The sequence below is a fragment of the Lutibacter sp. genome, assembly GCF_033723435.1.
Lineage (GTDB): Bacteria > Bacteroidota > Bacteroidia > Flavobacteriales > Flavobacteriaceae > Lutibacter.
In genome coordinates, this window is the sequence record NZ_JAWVXC010000011.1 from 16,784 (window position 1) to 28,828 (window position 12,045).

At 29.8% G+C, this 12,045-nt stretch carries 8 protein-coding genes; 6 read left to right on the forward strand and 2 right to left on the reverse strand.

Annotation, left to right across the window (positions count from 1 at the left end; all coding sequences use genetic code 11):
* Positions 1-8: 8 nt before the first annotated feature.
* From R3342_RS12670 to R3342_RS12695, 6 genes are all read left to right on the forward strand, one after another.
* The gene (locus R3342_RS12670) at positions 9-2,381 is read left to right on the forward strand and encodes a TIM-barrel domain-containing protein (protein WP_318940729.1); all 2,373 of its coding nucleotides are present in this window, start codon (positions 9-11) and stop codon (positions 2,379-2,381) included.
* Complete coding sequence (locus R3342_RS12675; protein WP_318940730.1) at positions 2,381-4,501, forward strand: glycoside hydrolase family 97 protein; 2,121 nt, start codon at positions 2,381-2,383, stop codon at positions 4,499-4,501. The genes R3342_RS12670 and R3342_RS12675 overlap by 1 nt, the downstream gene beginning before the upstream one ends.
* A 2-nt stretch (positions 4,502-4,503) precedes the next feature.
* Complete coding sequence (locus R3342_RS12680; protein ID WP_318940731.1) at positions 4,504-5,859, forward strand: alpha-amylase family glycosyl hydrolase; 1,356 nt, start codon at positions 4,504-4,506, stop codon at positions 5,857-5,859.
* 164 nt (positions 5,860-6,023) lie between these two features.
* Positions 6,024-7,010 carry a 6-phosphofructokinase gene (gene pfkA, locus R3342_RS12685; protein WP_318940732.1) on the forward strand — a complete coding sequence of 329 codons (987 nt, stop codon included), beginning with the start codon at positions 6,024-6,026 and terminating at the stop codon, positions 7,008-7,010.
* Between the two features lie 21 nt (positions 7,011-7,031).
* On the forward strand, positions 7,032-8,036 hold the full coding sequence (gap, locus tag R3342_RS12690; RefSeq protein ID WP_318940733.1) for a type I glyceraldehyde-3-phosphate dehydrogenase: 1,005 nt from the start codon (positions 7,032-7,034) through the stop codon (positions 8,034-8,036).
* A gap of 19 nt (positions 8,037-8,055) precedes the next feature.
* The gene (locus R3342_RS12695; RefSeq protein WP_318940734.1) at positions 8,056-8,916 is read left to right on the forward strand and encodes an N-acetylglucosamine kinase; all 861 of its coding nucleotides are present in this window, start codon (positions 8,056-8,058) and stop codon (positions 8,914-8,916) included.
* Here R3342_RS12695 and R3342_RS12700 read toward each other — a convergent pair.
* Both R3342_RS12700 and gldJ read right to left on the reverse strand, forming a co-directional pair.
* Positions 8,902-10,161: a UDP-N-acetylmuramoyl-tripeptide--D-alanyl-D-alanine ligase gene (locus tag R3342_RS12700; RefSeq protein WP_318940735.1), complete on the reverse strand. Its 1,260-nt coding sequence runs from the start codon at positions 10,159-10,161 to the stop codon at positions 8,902-8,904. The two genes, R3342_RS12695 and R3342_RS12700, sit on opposite strands and share 15 nt — an antisense overlap.
* A 63-nt stretch (positions 10,162-10,224) precedes the next feature.
* A complete protein-coding gene (gene gldJ / locus R3342_RS12705) occupies positions 10,225-11,925 on the reverse strand; it encodes a gliding motility lipoprotein GldJ (protein WP_318940755.1) in 1,701 nt (566 codons plus the stop codon).
* Between the last annotated feature and the right edge of the window lie 120 nt (positions 11,926-12,045).

The following is a 12,045-nucleotide window of genomic DNA, read 5'->3' on the forward strand; positions in this document are numbered from 1 at the left end:
AATAAATCATGAAGTTTAAAAACCTACTGTTAGTAATTTTTTATGGGATATCTATATCCTTGTTTGCTCAAAATGCAAATAGAAAGTTTGTGAGTTTGTCTTCAAACAAATCTTTTGTAAAAGTTCAAACAAATGATGGTTGGTATAGAATTCTGCCTTATTCTAATCATATAATTGAAACTTCGTTTATTCCCAACAACGAAACTTACAATCCACATTCAGATGCTGTGGTTTTAAAACCTAAAAATATTCCTTTTAAAGTTGTTGAAAACAAACAAAATATTACCATTACCACCAAAGGAATTAAAGCAACTATTACTAAATCTCCTTTTCAAATAAGTTATTATTATAAAAATGATTTTTTAATTTCGGAAAGAAAAGGGTATGAAAAAACTAATAAATATGAAGTAATTGATTTTAATTTAAATCCTACGGAAGTTTTATATGGCGCAGGTGAACGAGCTTTAGGAATGAACCGACGAGGTTATAAATTACAGTTATATAATCGTGCTCATTATGGTTACGAAACACATTCTGAATTAATGAACTATACTATGCCTTTGGCATATTCATCAAAAAAGTATGCAATTTTGTTTGATAATGCTCCAATTGGTTATTTAGATTTAGATAGTAAAAAGGATAATAGTCTTCAATATGAAACTATAAGTGGAAGAAAAACATACCAAGTAATTGCTAGCAATAATTGGGATGATTTAGTAAATCAATATACAACTTTAACCGGTAAACAACCTTTAATTCCACGTTGGGCTTTAGGTAATTTTTCTAGTCGATTTGGTTATCATTCCGAAAAAGAAACTGAAAATACAGTTCAAAAATTTATTGATGATAAAATTCCTGTTGATGCTGTAATTATAGATTTATATTGGTTCGGGAAAACCATAAAAGGAACTATGGGAAATTTAAAATTTTATAGAGATTCTTTCCCAAATCCCAAAAAAATGATTGCCAATTTTAATAAAAAAGGCATAAAAACAATATTGGTTACTGAACCTTTTATTTTAACAACTTCAGATAGATGGAAAGAAGCTGTAGATAAAGATATTTTGGGAAAAACAAAAGAAGGTAAACCTTATACGTTTGATTTTTATTTTGGACATACAGGTTTAATTGATATTTTTAAACCATCTGCAAAAAAATGGTTTTGGAACGTTTATAAAAACTTAGCTAAAAATTATGGAGTTGCTGGTTGGTGGGGCGATTTAGGAGAGCCAGAAGTACATCCTTCAGATTTAATTCATGTAAATGGTACAGCCGACGAAGTACATAATATTTATGGACACAATTGGGCAAAATTAATATATAATGGTTATCAAAATGATTTTCCAAATCAGCGCCCATTTATTTTAATGAGAGCGGGTTATGCAGGATCACAACGCTTTGGACTTATTCCTTGGTCAGGAGATGTTAATAGAACTTGGGGAGGTTTGCAATCACAACCAGAAATAGCGTTACAAATGGGAATGCAAGGATTAGCTTTTTCACATTCTGATTTAGGAGGTTTTGCAGGAGCAAATTTAGATGATGAGTTATATACTCGTTGGCTACAATATGGAGTTTTTCAACCTATTTATCGACCTCACGCTCAAGAAGAAGTTCCATCAGAGCCAGTTTTTAGAGAGGCCAAAACTAAAGAATTAGCAAAAGAATCTATAGAATTACGATATCAGTTATTACCTTATAACTATACTTTGGCTTTTGAAAATCATACCAAAGGAACTCCATTAATGCGACCAGTATTTTTTGAAGATACAAGTTCAAATAAATTATTTTCTTATGATAAATCGTACTTGTGGGGTAATAATTTTTTAGTAAGCCCAGTGTTAAAATCTGGAATTAATAATCAGGAAGTTTACTTTCCAGTAGATGCTAATTGGTATGATTTTTATACAGGTGAAAAAGTAATAGGTGGACAAACTAAAAATATAGTTTTGCATAAAAATTATATTCCAACTTATGTTAAAGGAGGTGCTTTTATTCCAACCATAAAAACTATTCAAAACACTACAAAATATAGCCTAAACTCTTTTAATTTAAACTTTTATTTTGACAAATCTGTTAAAGAAAGTAAAGGAATGTTATACAATGATGATGGTGAAACTCCACAAGCATTTGAAAATGGAATGTATGAAATTCTTAATTTTGAAAGTGAGTACAATAACAATAAATTAACTATTGAAATTAAAACTGAAGTAGGAAAAAATTACCATTCTTCGCCAAAAAATATTACATTAATTATACATAACATTCATAAAAAACCTAAACAAGTAAAAGGATATTCTTATACTTGGGACAAAGATTCTAATATACTTAAAGTTAAATTCACGCAACAAAATCAAAAATGTATAAAAATTAAGTTCTAATGAAAAAAATAGTTCTTATATCGTTAATAATTAGTTTATTATTTTCCTGCACTAATCAAAATGATAGTGTAAAAACTATTTCTTCCCCAAATAATAATATTGTTGTTAAATTTAAAGTAACTTCAAGAGGCGAACCTTCATACAGCGTAGCTTATAAAAATAATGAAATAATTAAAACTTCTACTTTAGGTTTTGATTTAAAAAATGCACCATCTTTAAGTCAAAATTTTAAGATTATAAATACTACTTTAAGTAATTATAATAACACTTGGAAAATGCCTTGGGGAGAACAAAGTGAAGTTGTAAACAATTACAATGAGCTTAAAATAAATCTTCAAGAAACTACTAACTTAAAAAGAAAATTAACGATTGTTTTTAAAGTTTATAACGATGGTTTAGGATTTAGATATGAATTTCCTAAGCAAAAAAATCTAAAAGAAGTATTAATTAATGATGAAAACACAGAATTTAACCTAAGAAGTAACCCAACTGTTTGGTGGATTCCTGGGGATTGGGATAGTTATGAGCATCTTTATAATACTACTAAGTTTTCAAAAATAAATGCAATTAGCAAACGAAATAATGCAAATTTAGGTGCAACTTATATTCCTGTAAATGCGGTAAATACACCTGTAACTATGAAAACAGAAAAAGGTATTTATTTGAGTTTTCACGAAGCTGCTCTAATAGATTATGCAGGAATGACTTTAAAAGTGGATACTTTAAATTTAGCAATGAAAAGCGGTTTAGTTAGTTCAGATATTAATGGGTATGCAGTTAAAAGAAACTTGCCTTTTAATACTCCTTGGCGAACTATACAAATTGCAGATAAGCCAGGAGATTTAATAGCTTCAAAATTAATTTTAAATTTAAATGAACCTAATAAATTAGGAGATGTATCATGGTTTAAACCAATGAAATATGTAGGTATTTGGTGGGAAATGCACTTGGGAAAATCCACTTGGGATTATGAATCTACACAAAATACAAATTCAGCAACTGGTAAGATTATAAAAAAAGGGACGCATGGAGCTACAACTGCAAACGCTAAACGTTATATAGATTTTGCTTCAAAAAATAATATTCATGGCTTATTAGTTGAAGGATGGAATACAGGATGGAAACATTGGATTGGTTTTGATGACCGAGAAGGTGTATTTGATTTTGTAACACCTTATTCAGATTATGATTTAAAAGAAGTAGTACGCTATGGAAAAGAGAAAGGAGTTACGCTTATAGTTCATCATGAAACTTCCGCTGCTCCAAGAACCTATAACAAGCAAATGGATACGGCTTACGCTTTAATAAAATCGCTAGACTTGCATGCAATTAAATCAGGCTATGTTGGTAAAATCATCCCAAAAGGAGAATATCATCATGGGCAATGGATGGTAAATAATTATAACAAGGCAGTTATAAAAGCCGCTAAATATAAAATTGCTATTGATGCTCATGAGCCTATAAAAGCAACAGGGTTAAGAAGAACTTATCCAAACATGGTTTCAAGAGAAGGTTTGCGTGGACAAGAATTTAATGCTTGGTCAGTTGAAGGAGGTAACCCACCAGAACATACAACTATAGTTCCTTTTACAAGGATGTTAGCTGGACCAATAGATTTTACACCAGGAATATTTAACATTAAACTAAATCCTTACAAGCCTAATAATCAAGTTAAAACTACAATTGCAAAACAATTAGCGTTGTATGTAGTTTTATATAGTCCAATTCAAATGGCTGCTGATCTTCCTGAAAATTATATAGGTAATCCAGCTTTTCAATTTATTAAAGATGTTGGTGTAGACTGGCAAGAAACAAAAATATTAAATGGTGAAATAGGTAAATATATTACCATTGCCAGAGAGGAGAAAAACACCCAAAATTGGTTTGTTGGAGGAATAACTAACGAGAATGCAAGAGACTTAGATATTTCATTTAACTTTTTAAGTCCAAATAAAACTTATGAAGCAATTATTTATGAAGATGGTACAAATGCGAATTGGAATAAAAACCCAACATCCATAAATATTAGAAAAGAAAACATAACCAACCAATCAAATTTAAAATTTAAATTAGCTCCAGGAGGAGGTTTCGCAATAAGTATTAAACCAATTAATCATTAATAATGAAAAAAATTCTTTTTATTCTTACAATTGCTGCTTTAGTTTCTTGTAAACCAGAAAATAAAAAAGCAGACAAAACAGACACAAAATTAGATTCAATGCAACCTATTTCAGATAAAGCATTAGAAAATGCAGTTATTTACGAAGCAAATATTCGTCAATATTCACCAGAAGGTACTTTTAATGCTTTTACTAAAGATATTCCTAAATTAAAGCAATTAGGCGTTAAAATAGTTTGGTTAATGCCTATTTATCCAATTTCTAAAAAAGATAGAAAAGGACCTTTAGGAAGTTACTATGCTGTTGCAAATTATACTAAAGTCAATCCTGAATTCGGAAATTTAACAGATCTAAAAAAATTAGTAAATACAGCTCATGAAAATGGCATGTATGTAATTTTAGATTGGGTAGCAAACCATACAGGAAGAGACCATCATTGGTTAACAGAGCATCCAGATTTTTACGTGCGTGATGATAAGGGAAATCCAGTAGCACCTTTTGATTGGACAGATGTTGCAAAATTGGATTACTCTAATCCAAATTTAAGAAAAGCTATGGTTGGCGAAATGCAATATTGGTTAAAAAATGCAAATGTTGATGGATTTAGATGTGATGTAGCAGCTGAGGTTCCTGTTGATTTTTGGAATAATGCTATAAAGCAATTAAAAGAAACAAAACCAGTTTTTATGTTGGCTGAAGCATGGGAACCTAAATTGCTTAAAAATGGATTTGACATGGTTTACAGTTGGGATACTCACCACTTAATGAATAGTATTGCTCAAGGAAAAAAGAATGTTAAAGATTGGGATGCAAGAATGAAGCAAATAGATACCATGTATCAAAAACAAGATATTTTAATGAATTTTGTAACTAATCACGATGAAAACTCTTGGAATGGTACAGTTAAAGAACGTATGGGAGATGCATCACAAACAATGATAGCATTATCGTATTGCACACCAGGAATGCCATTGATTTATAATGGTTTAGAATATGATATGAATAAACGTTTACGTTTTTTTGATAAAGACACTATTAATAAAACTAAAGGTAAAGTTTGGCCGTTGTTAGAAAAATTAGGAAAGTTAAAAAATTCGGATGAAGCATTAAATGGAGGTAAAAAGGCTGCTTCTTACACAAAAATAAACTCTTCAAATAATGATGATATATTAATTTTCAAAAGAGAAAAAGATAATGATAAAATAATTTTTATGGCAAATTTATCTGATAAAGAAGTAACATTTACAACAGATTTATCTGGTGAATTTTTAGATTATCTTACTCAAAAAAAGATGGTTATAAACAAGGATGAAAAACTAATTTTTAAGCCTTGGGAATACAAAATATTAGTTCCATAAAATAGATTTTAAAGTATTGATAATAAATATTTTATTGAATTTTAAAGGAATGTTTTTCACATTCCTTTTTTTATTTCTAATAGCGAAATCGTTTTAGTGAATATTTAATAGTTTTATAGGATAAATTTTGACAATATTGTAATTTTGACAACATAAATTAACGTATGAATCAACCTATAAAAAAGATAGCTGTTTTAACATCAGGAGGCGATGCCCCAGGGATGAATGCCGCAATTAGAGCGGTAGTTAGAGCTTGTACTTATTATCGTATTGACTGCGTAGGTGTTTATAGAGGTTATCAAGGCTTAATTGAGGGCGATTTTGAACAAATGTCTGCTCGTCACGTAAGTAATGTTATCAATAGAGGAGGAACTATATTAAAATCTGCTAGATCTTTAGAATTTAAAACTAAAGAAGGTAGAGTTAAAGCATATGAAAATCTTAAAAAAGAAGGTGTTGGAGCTTTAATTATAATTGGTGGAGATGGAACTTTTACAGGAGGATTAAAATTTATTAAAGAATTTGATTTTCCTATAGTTGGAATTCCAGGAACTATTGATAATGATATATATGGAACAGATAACACTATTGGATACGATACCGCGTTAAATACAGTAGTTGAAGTAATAGATAAAATTAGAGATACTGCAAGTTCTCATAATCGCCTGTTTTTTATTGAGGTAATGGGACGTGATGCAGGTTTTATCGCTTTAAATACAGGAATAGGAGCAGGAGCAGAAGAAATTTTAATCCCTGAAGAAAATATTGGTTTAGAAAAATTAGTTGATTCTCTAAAAAAAGGTAGAGAAAAAGGTAAAACTTCAAGTATTGTTGTTGTGTCTGAAGGAGATAAAATTGGTAAAAATGTTTTTGAATTAGCCGATTATATTGGTGAAAATTATCCAGATTACGATATTAGAGTTTCCGTTTTAGGACATATGCAACGCGGAGGATCTCCAAGTTGCTACGATAGAGTTTTAGCTAGTCGATTGGGAGTTGCAGCAGTTGAAACATTACTAGATAAAAAATCTGGGGTTATGGTTGGTGTAACTAATAATGAAGTTTCTAAAGTTGGTTTAGAAAATGCTATTAAAATGAATCACGAAATAAATAAGGAATTGCTCAAAGTAGCAGAAATAACATCCATTTAATTAAAAGTAAAAAATTATAAAATGTCAACAATTAAAATAGGAATTAACGGATTTGGTAGAATAGGAAGAATTGCATTTAGAATAGCAGTTAGCAGACCAAATATTCAAGTAGTTGGAATTAATGATTTGTTAGATGTAGAACATTTGGCATATTTATTAAAATATGATTCAGTTCATGGAAGATTTGATGGAACCATTGAAGTGAAAAACGGTAATCTAGTTGTTAACGGTAATGAAATAAGAGTTAGTGCAGAACGTAATCCGGAAGACTTAAAATGGGATGCTGTAAATGCAGATGTAGTATTAGATTGTACAGGTATTTTTACAACACTTGAAAAAGCACAAGCACATATTAAAGCAGGAGCTAAAAAAGTTGCAATTTCTGCACCTTCTGCAGATGCTCCAATGTTTGTAATGGGTGTAAATAATAAAGAAATAACTGCTAAAGATACAATCGTATCTAACGCTTCTTGTACAACCAATTGTTTAGCTCCTTTAGCTAAAGTTATTGATGATAATTTTGGAATAGTTGAAGGTTTAATGACTACAGTTCATGCAGCAACAGCAACTCAATCAACAGTAGATGCTCCTTCAAGAAAAGCATATAGATTAGGTCGTTCAGCAATAAATAATATTATTCCTGCTTCTACAGGAGCTGCAAAAGCAGTAACTAAGGTAATTCCAGCATTAGAAGGTAAATTAACTGGAATGGCTTTTAGAGTTCCAACTGCCGATGTTTCAGTAGTTGATTTAACCGTTAGAGTTGAAAAAAGTGCATCTATGGATGCGATTAAAAAAGCACTAAAAGATGCATCTGAAAATGAAATGAAAGGTGTACTTAGTTATACAGAAGAAGATGTTGTTTCACAAGATTTTGTTTCTGAAGCACATACAAGTAACTTTGATGCAGGAGCAAGTATTGCGTTAAACGATAATTTCTTTAAATTAATTTCTTGGTATGATAATGAGTTTGGATATTCAACTAAATTAGTTGATTTAGCAACTTATATACACGAAGTAAAGTAATTACTAAAAAGTAATAAGAATGATTTTAATAGCAGATGGTGGATCAACAAAAGCCGATTGGATTTTATTAGATCTGTTGGGTAATCAAAAATTTAAAACTAGAACTGAAGGATTAAATCCGGCAGTTTTTAGCGAAAATGCTTTGCACCAACGATTAGAAGCCAATGCTGAATTAGCGGAAGTGAAAAATGCTGTTACAGAGTTGTATTTTTATGGTGCAGGTTGTGGTACCGAAAAACCAACATTGCTATTAAAATCAATTTTTGAAAAATATTTTAAAAACGCTAAAGTTACTGTAAAAGAAGATACTTATGCAGCAGCCTTTGCGGTAACTACAAAACCAGGTATAGTTTGCATTTTAGGAACAGGTTCTAATAGCTGCTATTTTGATGGAGAACACGTTGATGTTAGAATTCCATCGCTTGGTTATGTATTAATGGATGAAGCAAGTGGCAATTATTTTGGTAAAAAATTAATAAGAGATTATTACTATAAAAAAATGCCAAAAGAAATTTCAGAAAAGTTTGAATCTGAATTTAATTTAGATGCAGATATAATAAAGAAAAATTTATATAAAGAAGCAAATCCAAATACGTACTTAGCTCATTTTGCAGAGTTTATACTTAAAAATGAACGTAATGCTTATTTTAATAAAGTATTACACAAAGGCATAAAAGAATTTTTTAAGAATAGAATTTTACCTATTGAAGAATCAAAAGAATTACCAATTCATTTTGTTGGATCCATCGCTTATTTTTCACAAGATATTATTAAAGATGTTGCAAGATACCATATGGTTAAGTTAGGTAAATTTGTTAGAAGACCTATTGATGGTTTAATTGAATTTCATAGAAATAAATTAAAGTTAGAGCAGGTCTAAAATGCGTTCTAGAGCCATTCCTCTAGAACCTTTTATTAAAATTGAAGTATTATTAATATTTATATAGTTTTGTGATTTTTTGAAAGCTTCAAAACTTTCAAATTGGAAAGCATTTTTTACGGTAACAGTAGAAAATGCTTTTCCAATTAAATACACTTTATTAAAGTTAAAAGAAGTAGCTAATAATGCAATTTTTTGATGTTCTTTCAGGCTTTCTTTGCCCAATTCGAACATATCTCCTAAAATAGCAATTTTATTTTCCGATTTCAATAAATTAAAATTCTCTAAAGCTTCTTTCATACTGCTAGGATTAGCATTATAAGCATCTAATATAATTTTATTACTGTTTTTTAAAACTATTTGTGATCTATTATTAGTTGGAATGTAATTTTCAATAGCAGTTTTAATATCTAAAGGCTCAACTTTAAAATAATCTCCAATTGTAATTGCTGCAGCAATATTTGTAAAATTATATTTTCCAATTAAATTACTGCTTATCGTTATGTTTTTAAAAGTAACTTTTACGTATGGATTAACTTCTTCTAATGCAATTACTTTTTGATTATAACTAATCTTTTTTATTCCTTCAGATTGTTGATTTTGAAGTTTGTCATCAGAATTAACAAAAACAATTCCATTCTCTTTTTTTATGAAATTATATAATTCAGATTTTCCTTTTATAATGTTTTCAAAACTACCAAAACCCTCTAAATGGGCTTTTCCAAAATTTGTGATATATCCATAATTTGGTTCGGCAATGTTGCATAAAAATTTAATTTCCCCCATATGATTTGCACCCATTTCTACAACGCCAATATCTGTTTTTGGAGTCATTGAGAGAATGGTTAATGGAACACCAATATGATTGTTTAAGTTTCCTTGAGTTGCAACGGTATTATATTTGGTAGATAATACCGCATTTATTAATTCTTTAGTTGTGGTTTTTCCATTGCTTCCTGTTAAAGAAATTATAGGTATTTCTAACTTTCTTCTATGATAATTAGCAAGTTTTTGTAATGTTTCTAAACCGTTTTTTACCTTTATAATGTTAGTGTTATCCGTTTCAATTATTTCATCTATGACGGCATATGATGCGCCTTTGGCAATTGCTTCATCCGCAAATAAATTGCCATTAAAATTTTCACCTTTTAAAGCGAAGAAAATGCTTCCTTTTCTAATTTTTCTTGTATCAGTATCTATAAGAAAACTTTGAGAGTATAAGTTATATAGTTGTTCTATTTCCATAATTTAAATATAAAAAAACCTCGCTGAATTTACAGCGAGGTTTTTATTTATTTTTGAGATATTTTAATATCTAATTTTTGTTGTTGTAGGTTTTCTTCTTTTATAAGTCATAGGACCTAGCCTATCTGTTGCGCATCTAAAACCAATATAATTTGTAGACATATATTCAGGTAAGTATCTGCGTTGTGCAGGATCTAACCAATATTCCCTATCTCTCCAAGAACCTCCTTTATATACACGTGTTTCATTACTAATTAAAGTGGTTCTCTTTTTAGTGTCATATTGTTGCATCATTAAACCACTCTCTCCTATAGCTCTTGGGTTTTCTGGAGAATTATACATTCTTGGTTTTTTGTCTAATTCATCTTCGTTTTTATTATAAAGTTTGGTAGATGCTAAATCGCCATCACGTGCATCTACATTATAAGCTTTTTCATAATTATTTCGCATGTATGCATCTCTTTTAGTAATAGGGATGTATTTTACATCTCCAGGTAAGGCTTTAGGTACTAACTTTCCATTATCTAAAGTGTCATATTCTACTGAATTATCATCTACAATAACTACTTTTCCTTCAGCATCAATCATTTTTTTTGTAAAAATATTTCCTCTAAAATAATTGAAATCGTTAGCGTCATTATCTACAATCGGTCTGTAAACATCAGCAACCCATTCAGCTACATTGCCTGACATATCATAAAGTCCAAAAGCATTTGGTTTGTAGGATTTTACTTTCATAGTAATATCTCCTCCATCACTACTCCAACCAGGCACACCACTATAATCTCCTTTTCCTTGTTTAAAGTTTGCTAATTGGTCTCCTCTATATCGTCTAGATTTATTGCGAGTATATTTACTATTCCAAGCATATTTTTTTCTTCCTTTAATATCATTATACTCCCTATTTTCAACAATTGCTTTTGCTGCATATTCCCACTCGGCCTCTGTTGGTAATCTGAATTTTGGAGCTAAAATACCGTCTGAAACTTTTACTTGTCTACCAGTAAAAGAACCTCTTGAAGGACGTGATTCACCTTTTTTACGTTTTTTATTAGATCGAAGTCCTTTATTGTAAATTGAAGAATCTCCTTCAAATAAAAGATATGGATTAGCTAAATAGGTATCTGTAGTAAAATGATCTTTACCTTCAACTTTTAAAGAATCCATTTCAAATAATGGATTTAACACGCCTTTTTTCATTAATAATTTCTCATTAACTCTATCACTTCTCCATTTACAATATTGATTTGCTTGCAACCAACTTACACCAACTACTGGGTAATCAGCATATGCAGGGTGTCTTAAATAATTTTCGGTTAATAATTCATTATTACCTAAAACATCTCTCCAAACTAAAGTGTCTGGTAATGCAGATAAATAAATCTCCTTATAATTTGGATCGCTTGGAGGAAAAACTTTTTCCATCCATTGTAAATAAAATAAGTATTCTGCGTTAGTTACTTCTGTTTCATCCATATAAAATGAACGAACTTGTTGTTTTACAGGAGTAGTATTCCAATCAAACATAACATCATCTTGAACTTCTCCCATTGTAAAAGTTCCTCCTTCAATTAATACCATTCCAGGAGGTGCTTGTTGTCCTTTGTAATTTTCACTTGAACTAAAACCACCTGCAGCTTTATCTTTTGAATTCCAGCCTGTTAATGATGATTTATTACGTGAAGATCTATTATGACAGCTAACAAACATAACTGTAGTTATTACAAGTAGTATAAGTTTTGAAACTTTAAATAAATTTTTCATATTCATTTATCAGTAATTAGGGTTTTAATGTTTTGCAATTTACATTAAATATATATTTTCACAAGAAATTTTTTCAGTAAAACTATTTAACTAAGTTTTTAACGATTGTTTTTCTTTATT

Bases quoted from the DNA above. Each gene is read 5' to 3' on its own strand.
- R3342_RS12695 (WP_318940734.1), top strand. From the start codon at position 8,056: ATGATTTTAATAGCAGATGGTGGATCAACAAAAGCCGATTGGATTTTA.
- pfkA (WP_318940732.1), top strand. From the start codon at position 6,024: ATGAATCAACCTATAAAAAAGATAGCTGTTTTAACATCAGGAGGCGAT.
- R3342_RS12675 (WP_318940730.1), top strand. From the start codon at position 2,381: ATGAAAAAAATAGTTCTTATATCGTTAATAATTAGTTTATTATTTTCC.
- gldJ (WP_318940755.1), bottom strand. From the start codon at position 11,925: ATGAAAAATTTATTTAAAGTTTCAAAACTTATACTACTTGTAATAACT.
- R3342_RS12680 (WP_318940731.1), top strand. From the start codon at position 4,504: ATGAAAAAAATTCTTTTTATTCTTACAATTGCTGCTTTAGTTTCTTGT.
- R3342_RS12700 (WP_318940735.1), bottom strand. From the start codon at position 10,161: ATGGAAATAGAACAACTATATAACTTATACTCTCAAAGTTTTCTTATA.
- R3342_RS12670 (WP_318940729.1), top strand. From the start codon at position 9: ATGAAGTTTAAAAACCTACTGTTAGTAATTTTTTATGGGATATCTATA.
- gap (WP_318940733.1), top strand. From the start codon at position 7,032: ATGTCAACAATTAAAATAGGAATTAACGGATTTGGTAGAATAGGAAGA.